11 protein-coding genes are annotated in these 17548 nt (G+C 70.8%); 6 read left to right on the forward strand and 5 right to left on the reverse strand.

All coding sequences use genetic code 11. The features are described from left to right. Positions 1–66: 66 nt before the first annotated feature. The 4 genes from ABR737_RS02090 (at position 67) to ABR737_RS02105 (ending at position 3962) form a co-directional block, all read left to right on the forward strand. The gene (locus ABR737_RS02090; protein ID WP_350248443.1) at positions 67–606 is read left to right on the forward strand and encodes an HD domain-containing protein; all 540 of its coding nucleotides are present in this window, start codon (positions 67–69) and stop codon (positions 604–606) included. Next, entirely contained in the window at positions 603–1661 is a 1059-nt protein-coding gene (locus tag ABR737_RS02095; protein WP_350248444.1) for a hypothetical protein, read from the forward strand. Before ABR737_RS02090 ends, ABR737_RS02095 begins: the two co-directional genes overlap by 4 nt. Before the next feature lie 161 nt (positions 1662–1822). Continuing rightward, the gene (locus ABR737_RS02100; RefSeq protein ID WP_350248445.1) at positions 1823–3316 is read left to right on the forward strand and encodes a nuclease-related domain-containing protein; all 1494 of its coding nucleotides are present in this window, start codon (positions 1823–1825) and stop codon (positions 3314–3316) included. Between the two features lie 142 nt (positions 3317–3458). Beyond that, positions 3459–3962, forward strand: coding sequence for a hypothetical protein (locus ABR737_RS02105; RefSeq protein ID WP_350248446.1), 504 nt, complete (start codon positions 3459–3461; stop codon positions 3960–3962). 154 nt (positions 3963–4116) lie between these two features. On the opposite strand, the gene ABR737_RS02110 is transcribed toward ABR737_RS02105, so the two are convergent. The 5 genes from ABR737_RS02110 to ABR737_RS02130 form a co-directional block, all read right to left on the reverse strand. Continuing rightward, entirely contained in the window at positions 4117–6885 is a 2769-nt protein-coding gene (locus ABR737_RS02110; protein ID WP_350248447.1) for a protein kinase domain-containing protein, read from the reverse strand. Between the two features lie 189 nt (positions 6886–7074). Beyond that, positions 7075–7752, reverse strand: a complete 678-nt coding sequence (locus tag ABR737_RS02115) for a RapZ C-terminal domain-containing protein (RefSeq protein WP_350248448.1) — start codon at positions 7750–7752, stop codon at positions 7075–7077. 783 nt (positions 7753–8535) lie between these two features. Further along, complete coding sequence (locus ABR737_RS02120) at positions 8536–9852, reverse strand: hypothetical protein (RefSeq protein ID WP_350248449.1); 1317 nt, start codon at positions 9850–9852, stop codon at positions 8536–8538. After that, the gene (locus ABR737_RS02125; protein WP_350248450.1) at positions 9849–9986 is read right to left on the reverse strand and encodes a hypothetical protein; all 138 of its coding nucleotides are present in this window, start codon (positions 9984–9986) and stop codon (positions 9849–9851) included. The genes ABR737_RS02120 and ABR737_RS02125 overlap by 4 nt, the downstream gene beginning before the upstream one ends. Then, entirely contained in the window at positions 9983–12514 is a 2532-nt protein-coding gene (locus ABR737_RS02130) for a hypothetical protein (RefSeq protein ID WP_350248451.1), read from the reverse strand. Before ABR737_RS02130 ends, ABR737_RS02125 begins: the two co-directional genes overlap by 4 nt. Before the next feature lie 1329 nt (positions 12515–13843). Between ABR737_RS02130 and ABR737_RS02135 the strand changes: the two genes are divergently transcribed. Together ABR737_RS02135 and ABR737_RS02140 are read left to right on the forward strand one after the other, a co-directional pair. After that, positions 13844–15022, forward strand: a complete 1179-nt coding sequence (locus tag ABR737_RS02135) for a ParA family protein (protein WP_328973563.1) — start codon at positions 13844–13846, stop codon at positions 15020–15022. Next, positions 15019–16068, forward strand: a complete 1050-nt coding sequence (locus ABR737_RS02140) for a hypothetical protein (RefSeq protein WP_350248452.1) — start codon at positions 15019–15021, stop codon at positions 16066–16068. The genes ABR737_RS02135 and ABR737_RS02140 overlap by 4 nt, the downstream gene beginning before the upstream one ends. The last annotated feature ends 1480 nt before the right edge of the window (positions 16069–17548 follow it).

Consider the following 17548-nt stretch of genomic DNA (forward strand, 5'->3'; position numbering starts at 1 on the left):
TTCCAACCAACCAGGCCGTGTGACGGTCGAGATCGAAGCCGGGTGCCGCCCGGTGAAGGAGCAATCATGTTGTCCGTCAGCGAGGTCGACCTTCTGGCCGAGGGCGCGCATGCCGGCCAGGTCGACAAGATCGGCGTCCCCTACATCGAGCATGTCCGCGCGGTGGCCGCCGGGCTCGCGCCGTTCGGCGACGAGCTCGTCATGGCGGGCCTCCTGCACGACGTCGTGGAGGACACCGACTGGACCGCCGGGAAGCTGGCGGGCGCCGGGATTCCCGAGCGGGTCGTCGGGATCGTCGAGGCGGTGACCAACGAGGCGGGCATGACGTACGAGGAGAAAATCCGGCGCATCACCGCCGACCGGTCGGCGACGCTCCTGAAGATCTCCGACAACGCCCACAACAGCCGCCCCGACCGAGCCGCCCAGCTCCCGGCGGAGAAGCGGGAGCGCCTGACGGCGAAGTACCGCACGGCGCGCGCCGCATTGTGGCCGGCAGCGAGCCGCGCCGACGTCGAGGCGATCGTGCGGATCGTCAATCCTGCGCTGCTCGCCGAGCTGGATGAAGTCTTCGGCTCGTCCTCGGCTCCTGTGGGAGGGCCCGCGTGACCCAGCCCGGTGACCGCAACGATCCGGTCGAGGAAGTCACCCGGCTCCTGAAGTCGGCCGCCGGCCCCGTGAACCCCATGGTGCTGCTGGTCGGTCCTCCCCTGTCGGGCATCACGCGGTCGATGTACGAGGCGGTCCAGAGCTGCCTCCCGCACGGGCGGCTGTACCGGCTCACCGCTGCCGACCTTGCGGCCCGGCCAGACCTTCCAAGCCTGTTCAGCGGGGACGGCCCGCACGTCCTGTGGCTCGACGGCCTGACGCCGGCCGACCTCGTCCTGCTCGGCCGCGGAATCCTCGATCAGGTCCTCCCCCGCGCCCTGGTGCTGGCCAGCATCGACACCTTCTGGGCCGACCGCGTACTGCGGGACAGCTCGGCAGCCACCGCCCCTGCCCGGACGGTCCTCCTGGAATACGCGAACCGCATCACGGTGCCGTTCACGCTGACCCCGCGCGAGCGGTCCTGGCTCAGGGAAATGGGCTACCCCGTCAGCAAAGGGATCGCCGAGTCGCTCGTCGGCGGCGAGAACCTGATCAAGCACTACCGGCGCGGAGCGCGGAGTAACCCCGACGGGCATCGGCTGGTCCAGGCCGTCGTCGACGTACGTCGCTGCGGTGTCCATCGCCCGCTCCACGAGGACGAGTTGCAGAGCCTGTGGGAGGCACAGGGTCGCTGCGACGACTCCTTGCACGCGTTCCGGCGCGCGTTGGACTGGGCCAGCTCCATCCCCGAGGGCGCCACAACGGGACTTCTCTTCCGTGCACGCGGCGGCGAGTCGGACGCCTGGCGGGTGCTCGGCTACGCGGCCGGCGCCGACAACGGAGATCACGGGCATAAGGCCCGTCCCCTCGACGATGGCGCGTGGAAGCGGACGCGGGAGGTGTTCGCGGACGTCGACGATCAGTACGCGCTGGGCATCGCCGCGCACCTGCACGGCCGTGCCGACACCGCACGCCTCGCCCTCGCACACACCGTTCAGGTTTCGGCCCCGGAGCATCCCCTCGCAGCTGCGGCCGACGACGCACTCCGGTCTCTGGAGGCCGAGGGCTCGGTGTAGCGCCCACCGGTGACGCCTGATCGAGCGCTGCGGTTGGCGGACTCCAGGGCGGCAGTGCGCAGGAAGTTGGTGGCTTTGTCCGGCAGGCGGAGGCTTCGTAGTGTTCTGGGGGGCGGGAAACTCGGTACGCGGCAGGTCAGGCGGGGTGAAGAATCCCGGGTATGCGGCATCTCCTTCCCTCGCGCCCCGTGCCGGAGCACCGGTACATCGAGCGCGTTCTGCGCCACTCGCCGGACTCGCTGGTCCGGCTGATCGCGGCCACCAGCCCTGGGCTTCCGGCCGTCCGTGACCTCGGGAAGCGGGATCTCGGCCCGTACGGTCCGTGGGCCCTGCAGGATGCGGCGTGGGTGTCCCTGGCTCTGGGAAGCGACGCCAGGCCGGCGGCAACGAGCGACGACCTCGCGGAGATCGTCGGCCTCTACCTGGCCCTGGACGACCCGGTCACCCACGACCCCGACGACGGATTCCGGCTGGAGCGCTTCCTCCAGCGCGTCACCCACCAGCAGGGCGGCTGGCAGGAGAGCGACTACGCGCAGCTCAGCCGGTCCGTCGCCCTGCTCCAGCAGACGCCTCAGCCCGACGGTCTGGAAGTCGTCCGCCCCGGATGGGATCACGAGTTGCTCGGCTGCTCGCTGACCGACTACGTCGGCCTCGCCGAGCTCGTCTGGGCCTGCGCCACCCACCACCCGGACCCGCGCCGCCGGGGCCGGTTCGCCGTGGAGTGGTACCCGGCCCGGGACTACGTCGAGTTCGACCATCTGCGCTCTCCTGCCCAGGTCAAGGCTGTGCTGCGGCGGCACTTCGCCACCACCAAGCTCAGGCTCCGTACGAGCTTCCCCGCTGGTGCCGACCCTCTCGTGAGGCGCTACACCCACAACCCGCTGCGGTCCCGCCCCCTGGTCAGCGGGATGCCCGGCGGGTACCTCGTGCCGGTCCCGGCCGCGGTGCTCGCCAAGGCCACACCGCTCGGCTTGTACTACACCGGGGGCGACAACAACTCGGAGCGGGGCAAGGCCTTCACTCGCGACCTGGGCCACCTGTTCGAACGGTACGTGGGCCGCCAGCTCGCCCTGCTCGCCGACGCCGAGGTGCACGCCGAGGTGGAGTACAAGCTGCCCAAGAAGCAGAAGGGGAAGTCGGTCGACTGGATCGTGGTCTTCCCGGACCTGGTGCTCCTGGTCGAGGTCAAGTCGACCAGGCCGGGCGAGGCGCTGCGCCTGGGCGCGGAGAACTTCACCACGATCCTGGACAGCCAGTTCCGCAAGGCCTTCAAACAGGTCGACAACTCGGCGGACCGCATCCGCTCCGGGGCGCACCCCGAGTTCGACCACATCCCGCGGGATCGTCCGATGGTCGGCATGGTGGTCACCGCCGAGCAGTTCCACCAGATCAACACGCCCGAACACCGGAGCGAGCTGCCGTCGACCAGCGTGCCAGTGACCGTGACCGCCATCCAGGAACTGGAGGACGCGGTCACCATCACCGGCACGAGCCTGGCCGACGTGCTGCGCGCGAGCGCCGCCGACGGTGGCGCGGCGCTGCGGCCGCTCTTCCAGGGATACAAGTTCCTGGATCACAACGCGGTTCTGGAGCAGGGCTGGTCGGCCATTCCGTTCGCGCGGCCCCGAGGCCCCGGCAGGGGGCCAGCCCGGTGACACCGTGCGCGAATGGGGCGCCCTGTCCGGGGGGACACCACGTCCGGCGCCCTCGCCGTCGAACGTGCCGACCACTCGATTCCCGCGGTCAGGCCGCCCCCTCGTCGACGGCCTGACCGTGTGAGCAGGCATGATGCTCTTCATGAAGGACGAGGAAGCACCTGCCCCGGCGCTGACCCCGGCCGCAGTGCGACGGCGGTTCGCCGCTGCGGCGTGGGGGTCGGCCATCGCCTGGCCGATACTCACCGCCGCCGTCTCCCCCCTGCTCATGTGGTGGATGGACATCAGCTGGGACGAGATGCTGACCGCCGACTTCGCCGCGTCGGCCCTCCTCCCGCTCGTCCCGGTGACCCTCTACTTCGCCGTCGACGCGGCGCGCACCGTACGCAGGGAGCAGCAGGAGGTCGCCGAGAACGCGCTCGTCCTGGTCGCCGCTGCCCGGTCCGGCGACCCGTCGGACCTACGGAACAGCGCACGCCATTTCGGCAACTCCCTGTTGCAGGCCAGGAGCGCGTTCAACACGCGTGTTCTTCCACGGCAGGCCACTCTGCGCTTCGCTCGCGGTGTCCTCGGCGAGGCAGAGGCCGCTCAGCTCAGTACCGCGTCCCTGGAGGCCGTCGGGGAGCTGGCCCAGATGAAGGCATAGCCGGCGCTGCCCTGCTTCGAGGCTCGGAGCCAGCACAGCATCCGAGGGTGCCCCGCCTCGCGAGGCGTACGCGCGCCGGCATCCGTTGCCGCCGGCCAGGCGGATTTCGCGAACGCCACCGGCCGTGCAGCGTGGGTGCCTCAGCGCTGTGCGGTCAGTTGCTGGTCGAGGGGTTGACGGCGTTGCGGATGGCCATGTCCACGGCCCGTTCGCCCGCGAGTTCGTAGTAGTAGCGGGCGCTGCCGGGATGCTCGTGCAGCACCCCGGCGAGGATCCGGGCTGCCTGGCCGTGCAGACGGCGCAGCCAGTCCCGCGTCGCGATCTGCTGGTCGAACTCGTTGGACGCCTCGTCCCAGGTGCACATGCCGCGGGCGGCCTCCTCCAGGAGGTCCCACTGCTCCGCCTCGGCAGCGTGGCGGGCGACGCCGCGCAGCCAGGCGATGGCCCGCTTGGACTCGTTCCAGTGCGGCCAGCCGGTGCCGTCGCCCCGGACGTGAGCGGTCATCGCCTCCACCAGGGTGCGGGTCTGCTCGGGGTGGTCCAGCAGGAGCGGCGCGGCCGTGTCCATGTCCAGGCCGGGCAGGACGTCCAGGTAGAGCTCGTAGTCGTCTCCGTGGTCGGCGGCCAGAGCCAGGAGCCGGCGGGCGGCGTCGGTGTCTCCCTCCTGGGCCGCCGCCAGGACCTGGTGGGCCCGCGCGACGGGCAGGTCGATCTGCGGTGCAGTCTCCTGCTCGACCAGGTCGAGGAAGTCGGCGATCGTCTGCGGGCGCTGGAGCGGATCGCGGTAGGTGCACCGCCGGACGACGCCGCGCCAGGGCCCGGCCGGCAGCAGCGGCACGTTCACCTCCGGGGGAAGGCCGGTGAGCAGCCAGCCGATGACCTTGCCCAGGCTGTAGATGTCGCTGGCGGGCGTGGCGTTGTGCGGATCGACGGACAGCTCGGGGGCGCCGAACTCGACGGTCCCGATCGTGGTGCCGGTGCGCTTGGGGTTGGTTGTCTGCCCGCGGGGACGGCGCACGATGCCCCAGTCGCCGAGGACCCACCGGCCGTCGAGGAGGAGGATGTTGGCGGGCTTGATGTCGCGGTGCAGGTAGTCCAGGCGGTGGGCGTCGGCCAGGGCGGAGGCGACCGCGTCGACCAGGGCCCGCAGTTGCGCCTCGTCGCGCTGCAGCTCGGGCTGGAGGCCTTCGGCGGTGTTCTGGGCCATCGGCATGACGAACCACTCGGCCCGGGGGCTGGAGTCGAGGACGGGCATCACGTGGCGGTTGGCGCCGAGCTTCTGCGCCACCTCGATCTCGCGCAGCATCCTCGCGGTCAGGTTTTCGCGCAGCGAGCGCGGCTTCTTGAACGCGACGACGGTGCCCGTCTCCTTGTGCACGGCCTCGTGGACGATGCCCATGCCGCCCTGGCCGTCCGGCAGCGGGAACTTCTGCAGGGCGTAGTCCTTCTTCACCCCGCGGGCCTGGCGGCGCACCGCGTCGTATGGGTCGGCGGCCGGCGGTGGCGCGAGGTCCCCGGCCGTTGGTGCGTTGGCGGGGACGTGGCCGGTGATCTTCATGAGGACGGGGTGGACGGCGTTGACGTCGTTGGTCGGCAGGGATCCCAGCAGGTACGCGGGGCCGCCCGCCGGGCTCTGGAGGAGCCCGTGGACGTCGCCGAGCTGCACCTCGGCGACCACGTCGCTGGTGCGGCCGGCCGCGTCGAGGGCGTGCACTTCCACGCCGACCCCCGAGCCGGAGCGTCCGGCCACCAGGACGGTGCCGCCGCCGCTGTATGCGAGATGTCCCGGGTAGGACACCGGAGTCAGCATCCAGCTCTCGCGTCCCCGGGCGCTGGTGCTGACGGCGAGGTCGACGACGGCGCTGTGTCCGCCGGCGGCGAGGAGGAAGCGACGCTCGCCGAGCCAGGCGGCCGAGCGGACCGACGCGTCGAAGTCGAGGGAGAACCGCTGCTGGTCGCCCACCTGCTGGGCGAGCCGCGTGAGGGCCAGGGTCGAGCCGGTGCCGGCGCCGAGGGTTGCGCCGGATCCGGACAGGACCCACACGCTCGCGTCGGGGCCGAGCAGCAGGTTGGCGTTCGCCTCGAATCCGCCGCCGGCCGCCTGCAGTACGCCCTCGCGCCACCTCACCACCGCCGGCCCGCACAGCACCCACACCGTGCCGTCGGGCAGCACCGCGGCATCACCGTGGACGCCGGGAAGTGGCAGCCGCCACCTGGTCCCTCCCCGCTGCAGGTCCACCTCGGCCAGACCGGTTTCGGTGGTGATCAGCGCGCGGTTCGCGGACTCCCAGGCCAGCCCGGTCGGCCGCAGCGGCCAGGACTCGCCCGCCATGACGACAGAGAGGTCGATGCCCGCCGCCGGGCGGGACGGCACGCTCGCCGCCCCGGCCGGGCGGGCCGCCAGAGCCAGTACTGGGGCCTGTTCTGGAGGCTGTTCCAGCAGGAGCTCGTGCAGCAGGGTGTGCGGCGGCCGCGGCGGGCGGAAGGCCGCGCGGATCAGGGACGCGAGGGATACGAGGTCGCACACGGCGGCCTCGAGATGGTCACGGTCCAGGAGAACGCCCTGCGTCGACAGGGCGCTGCTCACGGCGTCGTCCATCTCCTGGCCCGTGACCCTCGCGCAGATCAGGATCCATCGCACCCCCGGCCCGAGGTCGCGTTCGCGGGCGCGCACCGCGTCGCGGGCCGCCTCGGGCGCGTCGTCGCCGGCCGCGGCCGACACGGTGATCGCGTAGTCGCGTCCGGCGAGTTCGAAGAACACGGCCGGCTCGTCGGGTGATCGGTGGGCGAGGGTCGCGTCGGGGTCGGTGCGCCGGATCAGCGCCGCGACCACCTCGACCAGGAGCCGGTAGCGGTCCTGCGCCGGTAGTTCGTCGCTGTGGACCTGGCCGTACTCGGCCAGCAGCTCCCGTACGTCCTCCATCGCCCCGCCCGTGCATCGTGCCGGCCCCGGGCTTCGTGCCCGCCGCGGTGATTGTCCCGCACGGCAGGGCGCGACGTGCGCGATCACCGGGATCCTCCAGCCACCCGCGGACCGCTCCGGGCCCTGCTCGCCGTCGGCGTCCCGCTCCCCTGGCGCTGGTGCCGGGCGGTGACGGTGAGCGTGACGGCGTCAGGGTGCCGGGGGTGCGCTGCGCCTGTGGGGATATCCCGGCGGTTCGGGGTCGATGATGCCGAGCGCGCACCCCTGCGCGACGGCCTCGTAGAGGGTACGCGCGCGGAGATGGATCTGCGCGCGATGCAGGAGCCGGCCCGCGGTCTCGGGCCGCACCCTGAGATCCTCGGCGACCTCCAGATGGTGCTGGCCGCTCGCGAGGAGTCGGAGCGCGGCCAGTTCGTGCTCGGTGAGCTGCGGATGCCACCGCAGGATCGGCCGGGCGATGTGCGGGTGTTCGGTCTCCACGCCGTAGCCGGCGGCGCGCAGGCGCTCGGCCACCTCTTCGGCGACCGCGACCGACCGATGGCGGCCGCCCCCGCACACCACGTGCAGGTCGACGCGCCGGCCGGTCCTCGCCTGACCAAGGAGCGCGAGCGCGCGGCGGGTGCTGCGGTCGATGAGGCGCTCCGCTCCGGGCGAGCTGAGGACGTAGGCGCGCACCTCGGGATCCAGGCCGGTGGAGTGGAGCATCCGGTCGCGCATGGCCGGGTCCTCGGGCGGGTTGCGCAGCGGGCGGGCATCCACGCGGAGCGCGTCGCCTCGGGGTGCGTCGTGGTGGCCTTCTCCGTAGCTGATGATCACGGTCTGGATGAGGGCATGCGGGGACTGGGAGCCCATAAGGTCGCTGGTCATGCGGTCAGTCTCGGATCAACTCGGTTGGTCGTGAAGGGTGTTGGGCGCGTTGCCTGTTGCCTCTTTCTGCGGGGCAGCGACTTGGGCTCATGCCGCCTGCGCGGGTGGAGCGGCCGAGCCCTACGGGGCGGGTGGGGTCGACGGTGTCCCGGCCGCGCCTTCGAACTTCGAGGAGTTCGCGCACGCTGCGCGCCGGGCGGTGGTGGCCGGGCCGTCGGGCAGAGGGCCGCCCCATGCGCGTTCGCTGAGGAGACCGGGTTCTGCCGGCCGGACCGTTCGCGGGTCGACGGCTTCCAGGGGCGCGCGCCGGCGGCGGACGGCGAGGCACGGTCTTCGCTGCGGTCGGTCGGCAGGAGCCAGAAGATGCGCCGGTCGTAGCGGCCGGAGTCCCTACTTCAGTCCCTCGGGCATCGTCGCAGCTCAGTGGGCGTGTGGCGCGGTGCTCAGGGACAGACAGGGACTGAGTTCCGCAATTGTGGGGCGCTGGAGTCGGCACGGCGATGGGCACCTTCACCTCCTGCGCGGTCGGCGGTGGTTCGACGGCGAGTTGGCCGGTCGCAGTGAGCGCGGTCGCCAGCCACACGGGCAGCAGAGCCGGGCGGCGGACCGGGCCGATCGGCCGGTCCGCAGGTCGTCGTGGTGCCCCGTGCGGCGATGAGCCTGCCTTCGGCGCGCACGTCGAGCTGCCACCCCAGGCGGCGGCCGCGGTGGTCCCGCCGCCAGAGCTGTACCAGCGTGTCTTGGCCGGCGCCCGGAGCCACAGGTGGATCTCGAAGGTGCTGGTCATGCGGCTCGCTCCGCTTCCTGGCCGTCGGCAGGATCCGGACCGTTCCAGACCGGCCGGTACCGGTCCCGTACGTCCCAGCCGCGCCAGCGTTGGTCGAGGAGTTCGCCGGTGTCGGGGTCGAGGACGCCTTCGGGAACCAGAACAGGACGCGGCCGCTGGGGCCGGGCCCGGGTGTTGCGTTCGGCGATGTACCGCTGGTAGTTGGCGCGTTCGCGGGCGTGCCGCGCTCTGCGGCGCTCGCCGAAGCCCGCGGTGCCCTGCTGCTCGGCGGCCTCGGCGAGGACCTGGTCGTCGGGCTGGAGACGGGCCGGGCCGGCAAGGTCGGGGGCCAGGTAGTACAGGCCCTCGCACTCGCGGGCGAGGCCGTCGGCGACGAGTTTGTCCAGGCGGCGGCCGACGGTGGTGCGGTGCAGGCTGGTTGCCCGCTGCAGCTGGGCGGGCGCGAGTCCTTCCGTGACGTCGAGGCACGCCAGGATGCGGGCGCCGCTGGTGCCGTGGCCATAGTGGTGGAAGGCGTCGTGGGCCATCACCGAGGCGAGTGCGGCGGTGTCGGTGAAGGTGTGCGGATCCGGGACAGTTGCCAGCTCCCCGGGAGTGGGGGGCAGAAAGTGTCCCGGAGCTGCACGAGCGAGGAGCTCCGGGACGTGGTCGGGGATCTTCAGCCGCCACCTCGAGCCGTGGTTCTTGCCGGTGCCGGCCTCCATCAGCTGAAGCCACCCGGCTTCGACGAGCCGCTTGTCGCTGGCCTCGGCGGTCGACTTCGCGCAGCCCATCCGCTCCGCGTGCGGGCGCAGCGCGGTGGTGTGCTCCAGGCCGCCGGCCCGCTCGCACAGCGTCAACCGTGCGGCGAGGTTCTTCTGGTCGACCGCTCCCCCGCCGCGGGACGGCCAGGCGAGGTGTTCCACGGCATGGCGGACCTTGGTGATCTGTTCCAGGGCGTCCGGACGGCCGGTGATCGTGCCGTTGCGGCCGGCGAACTCGCGGGCCTTGTCCAGCATCGCGGTGAGCTTGTTCTCCGCGTACTGGGCGCCCTTGCGCTCGCGGAGCCTGCGCGCCCACCAGCCGCCCCGGGTCGGCGTGTAGATGAGGGCCTGGTGGAAGTCGGCGGGCGTCCATTCGCGGCCCGGCTGTGAGCACGCGAGCGCGAGCGCCATGGTGAGCCGGTAGCCGGAGTCTGGATCGTCCCGGCCGGCGTAGCGCCCCTCGACGTCACCCTCCAGCAGCAGCCGGCGGGAGCGTCGGCTGAGCGGGCGCCGCTCCCACACCGGCACCGCCGGAGTACGGCCGGCCCGGGGAAGAGTCCTGGTGTTCATGGCATCTCCCCAGGTGGCAGGGGGGACACCACATCCCGCAGCACCCGCACCTGCCGGCGGCCCGGTGGCGCGGACGAGGACGGCCGCGGGCCGCCGTACGGCGCCGAGACCGTGGTGATGGCGAGGGCGTTCATGCCGCGCTCACCGCCTCCAGTGCCCGTGCCCCGGCATCCTGCGCCTGGTCTTCGGGTAGCTCCTGGTCGGCGAGTTCGGCACAGCGGCTCGCCCAGTCCGTCACCGTGGGCCTGGCCGGCTGCTCGCCCCGGGCGGTCCGCAGCTGCCGGGCCCGGTCGGCGAACAAGACCTCCACCGTCCGCCCCAGGGCCTCGTCCGCTGCCCGCTCGGCGGCCGCCTGGGCCATCGCCCGGGTCGGGTACCGGTGTGCCGAGCGCATCTTGGCGTCGTACGCCTTGTCCGCCTCCCGCTCGGCCTCGGCCGACCGCATCAGCCGACCGTTCAGGCTCTCGCGCCGCTGGTCGCGGAGCTTCGCGGCGATCTCCCGGCCAGCGAACAACAGGCCGACGTCCTCGATGCCGTCACCGCGCAGCCGCTCCAGCTGCTGCTCCAGCAGCACCCGGGTGTCCGCCGCGCACCGCGCGGTGGTCTCCGCGACCGCCGACGGGGCGGTGAGGTCGGCGCGGGCCATCACCGCAAGGTCCACGGCCTCGGCCAACAGCCGCTCCACAGCGCGGCGTTCGCTGCACAGCAGGCACCGGCCGGCCGCGTCCGGGATCCCGCAGTCCTCGCAGGGCCGGGCCAGGCGCTCCTGCTCGGCTGCCGCGTTCTGCGCGCGGCGCTGCTCGACGACCTTCGCGCGGGCCTGCCGCTCGGCCTGTGCCCGCTCCCGCCGTACGGCCTGGGCCGCTGCCTCGGACGTCACCGCGGCGTTCAACCGCTTCTCGGTCTCGGCCTGCAGCACCGCCGGCGCCGCCCCGGCCAGCTCCCGGGCGGTCTCCGCGGCGATCCGCGCACGCAGTCCCCGCCGGTCACCGATCAGGACCTGGCAGCTGGGGCAATCGGCGCCGGAGTCCATCCGCCGGCCCTCGTCGCACAGCTGCGACCAGCACCACGCCCGCTGCACCAGGCCACGGCCCAGGATCCACCCCACCGGATCGGTAACCGGCCGGCCCATCTGCTGATCAAGGCGCCGCTCCAGGCGCTCAGCGAGGACCTGTTCGGCTTCGGCCGGTCCGACGATCCCGCGCACCACGCCGAGCTGGAACCGGACAGCAGCAGCGACATGGCGGCGGGCCCCCGGCCGTAGGATCTGCTCCCACACCGGCCGTACCGGCGCGAGCACCGACTCCAGGCCCGCCGGCAAGGCCGCAGGCCGCACGAAGACCAGCGTCCCCGCCTGCTTCGCCGGTGCCTTCACCGAGCCGAGCTCGGCCGACCGGCCCGACTCACCAACTGCCGCTTCCTGCTGCTGTTCCCCGCGCAGCGGGCCGCCCAGCCCGCCACCAGCCGCAGCCGCGCCAACCTCGCTGTGATCCGACCCGTCCTCGCGGGCGCCCGCGCACTCCGGCAGATCACCGCACCCCGGATCGGCTTCGCCGGAAAACCCACCAGCAAGCGAGAGGGAACCAGAGAGAGAAACCCCCAGCGCGTGGTCAGCGTGGAGGGGTGCACCAGCAGGGCGCTCCACCACACCGCTCTCCGGCACGGCCTCAAGAGCCTCTCCCCCGCTGGTGACAGGGCCTTCCTCCTCCGGCTGGGCCTCAAGATCCCCGGGTGCAGCAACGGGGCGCTGGACGACCACGAGCTCGACATCGTCGAACGACTCCTGCTGCCAGCCCTCCCCCGACAGCACCAAGGCCCCGCCGACCGCCTCGTCCTCAACCTGGGCCGAACCGTGCGCGCACGACGAGCACCGTTCGGGCTGCTCCTCGAACTCCTCGGCGCCACCCCCGACACCAACCTGCGGCGCCGCGTCCCGACCGAACGCGGACGCGATCGCGGGCAGCACCAGCCGGCCCTTGCCGTACTGGCCCGTCTCCGTCGTCCCACGCACCACCTCGACGACCTGAAGCCGCTCCAGGCGGTCGACGACCTTGCCGCCACCGGACACCGAACACCCCAGCGCCTTCGCGACCGTGGCGTCCGCGCGCCCGCGGCCCTCCTTCACCGAGCCGCCCACCAGACGAACCCGACCGTCCGGCCGCGTCTGCAGCGCGAGCAGCAGCAGAGCGAGCCGATCCGTCGCAGCCCCCCTGCCCCGCCGGGTCCCCAGCAGCCCCGGCGGCGTCACCGGACCGTCGATCGGCGCCCAGCCCGGCGCGAACAGCGCCTCACAGAATCGAAGAAGCGTCGCCAGGTCCTTACGGGCCAAGGCGAGCGGGTGCATCGGATCGCCGCTCTCCCGCGCGGCGAGCAACGGCAGGAACTTCCACTCCAGGCCCGTCACCCGGCCGGCCTCATCCGTCAGCGCGCTGGTCTCCACCACACCAGCCGCGCGCATCAGGGGCAGCACCTTGTGGTCGACGTACGACTCGGAGAACCCGAGCCACCGCCCCATCTCCCCCGCCCGATACCGCAACACGACACTGCGCGCCGACGCCTTCGCCAGCAACACCACCGCCGCCAGACGCACCGAATCCGGCGCATCCTTCAGGGACTTGTCCGCCAGGAGGCACCGCACCGCGGCGTACAGCCGGGCACGCATCGCCCGGTTCAACACCAACGGATCACCGGGCCCCGACTCCGGGACCGGACCAGCCAACTCAACAACCTCGCCCGCGCGCGCACTACGACGCCAGGACGAACCAGAACGCTTGGATCGAGCCGCTCCATCAGCCGATTTCGGCATGACTGAGCCAGCCCTCGTACGGACAGCGATGATCTGCTCCATAATCGAGGTAGGCAGGGGACACCGTCACCGCGGCTCGATCTGGCTAGGGAAAGCACGAGAGACGAACCCGGCGACACCGGCACTCAGCTGGCTATCTGGCTGACCAACACCCCCTCCACGCAGTGCGAACGGCCCGGGATCTGCGGTCCCGGGCTCTTCGCGTTCTGGGCCACCCTGCACGGCATGACCTGTGGATAAGTCCCAGCGGACGCGACCGTGGTACACAGGGCGATGCCGGGCGCCGACCGATGAGGCTCTGGGTGCTTAGTCACCCCGAGCGATCGCGTGCCCTCACGCAGCACGGAGGAAGAAGGCACGGCATTTCCTCCTCTGCGGATGGGTTGAGCTGGGCTTTGCGTCGCTTTCGGATCTGGCAAGCGAACCGCTTATCCGAGGTGAATATCGAGGTCCCCCTTAGCGGGTTCTTCCGCGATTCTCGGAATTCAAGATCCTCAGTATTCGATTAGGCGCTCGTCACCCTACACCCTCTCTGACCTGCGACACTGCCGTTTCGAGATTGGCGTGGCGATGTGGAGTCGTCCCCCAAGGAGCGATATTTTGCGCGTCAGATTCGCCCACCAGATGGCGAAAGTGTCGCTTGAATTTGGTGACTGAAAGTTCGACATGAAGGCAAAGCGTCAGCGCAGAAGTGGACCGCGTTTTGTGTATGCCAACTGAACTTCCGAGAGTCAAAGTGCGGCCCGTATTGTGCTTCCTCGCGTTCGAGGAGATGCACGGTTTGGGGCGACATCCGTCCCGGTCGTAGGGGCGAGTACCCCGGGTACCCGAGCAGTGGCGTCCGCCGCGAGCTGAGCGGCGCGGTGAGATCATCACTCAGTCCCTCCCCCGACGCGGCGCCTGCACCCACGGTGCGGTCCTCCCCCGACGCGGCGCCTGCACCCACGGTGCGATGGGGGCGCAGGGAGACTTGGTAGAGCAGCGACCCGCCAGTTTGCTGGCTTCCGCTCCGATCCGGCGCTGCGAGTGAGACCCCAACACGCCGTACACAGCATCCCGTTTGCCCCACTTTCGCGGTCAGGGGTCGCCCATCCGGAGCAGCCACCACGCCTGAAACATGATCATCTCGGGCAACACGCCGTACCTTAGCTCACTGACATGTCGGTGACTGATAAGTTGCCCACCATGTCCACCCCGAACAGTGATTCCGGCACTGAAAAGCTCATCGCGAACGTCATGCCAGAGATGCGCCGCGATCTCAAGATCAGAGCGGCTGAACACGGCTTGAACGTCTCAGACGCGATCGTCCATGCACTCCACTCCTGGTACGACACCCCGTCCGCGGAGAAGGTAGAGGTGAAGGGCGCCAAGTCCTGGGCCTCGTACGTTCCTGCCGGAGGAGTCGCCCGCTTCGAGGACGAGTGCGAAGCCCGCAAGGTGACGAAGGTGCAGGGCATCGCCCAGGCCATCACCCTGTGGCTACTCCGCCACCCCTCCCCCGTCGAGCGCGTGGTCCGCCAGCCCGTCAAGCGAATCCTCGTAGGCAATCAGAAGGGGGGTGTTGGGAAGACCTTCATCGCCGCCGCACTTGCCCAGGCCCTCGCAGAGCTGGGCCTCAAGGTCCTGCTCGTCGACTACGACCCCCAGGGGCACCTCTCAGCACGCTTGCAGGTTGCTGAGCTCCCCACCGGAGGCGACAGCCTCCTGACGCACATGCTCGGCAAGGCCACGCAGCACCTACGCCGGTCCATCATCGCGCTCGAGGAAGTGCCGATGGAGGGACGCGAGATCAACCCGGGCCCGATGTTCGACGGCAGGCTGCACATACTGCCGGCGTTTGAGGACGCGTTCCTGATGGACGCTTCCCTCGCGACGATGTCCGCGGGTCGAGACACTTGCCTGCGCCGTGCCCTTGAGCCGGTCGAAGCCGACTATGACGTGGTCGTCCTGGATGGGCCTCCCAACCTGGGGCTCGGCATGGAGCTGGCGATCGACTACGTACACCGGCGCCCCGGTGAGCTGACGGACCACTCGGGCATTCTGATCCCGGTCTGGTCCGACAAGTCGTCCTTCCGTGCCTACAACCTGCTCAAGGGGCAGATCGAGACGACGTGCAAGAACCTGCGGATTGAGGTGGACCAACTCGGCTTCATCATCAACGCGTACGACTCTCGCAAGGGCACAGTGACGCGCGGGTTCTATGACGAGTGGAACACCTTGCACTCCCCCATCGTCCTGGCAGAGCTCAAGGACAGCATCGAGGGGCGCGAGTCATCTGACTACGAGATCCCGCTGTTCCAGTTCGCCCCAGACTGCCCACAGGCTGACTCCATGAGGAAGCTGGCCAAGGAGTTGGCGGCATGAGTAAGTACCGTCCGAAGAGCCTGCCGAAGGGTAGTGATTCCGGGCAGCCCGAAGGCGGCGCGGTGCCGCCCGTCCGTACTCGTGAGGAGATCCGCGCCGAGTGGGAGGCCGGCCGGAAGGCCGCTGAGGCAAAGGCCGCTGAGGCAGAGGCCGCGGCGGAAGCCGCTAGCCAGGAGTCCGAGACAGCCGCTGAACCCGAGACGTCGGAAGTCGACGACGGATCTGGGGATGCGCCTGCAGCGTCAAGCGACGCACCGCCGGCCGCCGACGAGAACGTCGTCGAGGAGAGCGGGCCGAGCGCCGAGGTGCTGTTGCATGGAGGTGACGACGACGGCCTGGTCCACCTGCCTGTCAACCGTGACCGGAATGGGTATGTGGAGATCCAGCCCTTCAGTAGGCCGGAGAGCGAAGACCCGAAGGAGCGGTTCAACCACTACGCCAGGAGTATCGCGCAGGCCGAGATGGCTGCGCGCGCGAATGAGCAGCGTGTACAGCAGCAGAAGATCATCGTTCAGGGTCAGAACTTCGTCGCCATCAAGGATGAGGAACTCTGGGAGACGATGGGGTTCCCGAACTTCGACGCGCTGATGAAGGCTCGCTTCGGCTTCGGCAAGAACTACGCAAACAAGATCATCCGAGCTGTTCCGGTTGTGATGGCACTCGAGTCCGTGACGTCGATGGAGCTCGTCGAGAAGCACCTACGACCCCTGTGTCCGGTCTTTGAGACGTTCGGCGAGGAGGCCGTGCGGCAGGTGTGGTCGGAGGCATCTCGCAAGAAGATCACGGAGAAGACCCTCCAGGAGGCTGCCGCATTCCTCGGGTTCGCTGAACCTGTCGACCAGAAGGCAAAGGTTGTTTCGCAGCCGTCTGCCCGAGCAGGCAGCCAGACGGGCAGTGATCGCCTGTCCCAAGCTAAGGAGGAGATTCGCTCTCTGCGAGCGACCGACGAGGGGAAGGCGCGGGAGGCTGCCATAGAGTTCATGAAGGCAGCTCAAGAACTGTGCGCTGAGCTCGGCATCGATATGGCCGAAGCGACGGTAGCTTGAGAATCTGAAGAATCCGGCGGAGGCCCGACGCTGCTTTTGAGCGTCGGGCCTCCGCCGTGTTTTGACGCCTGTCGCGTTCCGTCGAGTCGCCACGAGAAGCGAAGGTAGCCGCAGCCCGCGCCGGATCGCCGGGGTGGGCACCCCGGGTGCCCACCCCGGCTCGAGTGAACCTGCTCGCGGCGTACTGCCCGCCCTTGCGCTCGCGCAGCTTGCGCGTCAACCAGCCGCCCTGCATCGGCGTGTAGATGAGGGAGTGGTGGAAGTCGGCCGGCATGCACTCCCGGCCCGGCTGCGAACACGTCAGCGCCAAGGCCGCAGTGAGGCGGAAGCCGCACTCGGAGTGTTCAGGATGGCGGCCCTCGGCGTCACCGTCGAGGAGCGTGGCTTCGATCGGCGCTGATGGTTGGGCGCGTGTTCTCCAGTTTCGCCTCCACGGGCGGGTACCCCGGGTACCCGCCTCGGCCGTTCCTGCTGCCGGGGTTCGGTGGCAGGTCTGCGGGTGGGTACCCCGGGTACCCACCCCAGCGGCTCCGCCTGGAGCGAGGAGAGGCGGGTACCCCGGGTACCCGCCCCGGCGGCCCCGTCTGCCGGGGCTCGGGGGAGGGGGAAGGTGGGTACCCCGGGTACCCGCCTCGGCGGCTTCGCCTGCGGGGAGGGGAGGGGCTTGGCGGCCGGTCCACGGGTGGGTACCCCGGGTACCCGCCTCGGCCGTTCCTGCTGCCGGGGTTCGGTGGCAGGTCTGCGGGTGGGTACCCCGGGTACCCACCCCAGCGGCTCCGCCTGGAGCGAGGAGAGGTGGGTACCCCGGGTACCCGCCTCGGCGGCTTCGCCTGCGGGGAGGGGAGGGGCTTGGCGGCCGGTCCACGGGTGGGTACCCCGGGTACCCGCCTCGGCGGCTTCGCCTGCGGGGAGGGGAGGGGCTTGGCGGCCGGTCCACGGGTGGGTACCCCGGGTACCCGCCCCGGCGGCCCCGTCTGCCGGGGCTCGGGGGAGGGGGAAGGTGGGTACCCCGGGTACCCGCCTCGGCCGTTCCTGCTGCCGGGGCTCGGTGGCAGGTCTGCGGGTGGGTACCCCGGGTACCCGCCCCGGCGGCCCCGTCTGCCGGGGCTCGGGGGAGGGGGAAGGTGGGTACCCCGGGTACCCACCTCGGCGGCTTCGCCTGCGGGGAAGGGAGGGGCTCGGCGGCCGGTCCACGGGCGGGTACCCCGGGTACCCACCTCGGCCGTTCCTGCTGCCGGGGCTCGGTGGCAGGTCCGCGGGTGGGTACCCCGGGTACCCACCGGTCCCACCGGTGGCAGATCCACGGGTGGGTACCCCGGGTACCCGCCTCAGTGGAATACCGTCAAGTCGAAGAGACACGGCTGCACATACATCCATTCCCCCTCAGATGCCCCGCACATCAACCATCTGGTCGCTTCACTCGCTCGGGCCAATTGGACCGGTGCGGCAGAGACAGGACTCTGTCCACAGGCCGCCTACG

The sequence above is a fragment of the Streptomyces sp. Edi2 genome (assembly GCF_040253635.1).
Lineage (GTDB): Bacteria > Actinomycetota > Actinomycetes > Streptomycetales > Streptomycetaceae > Streptomyces.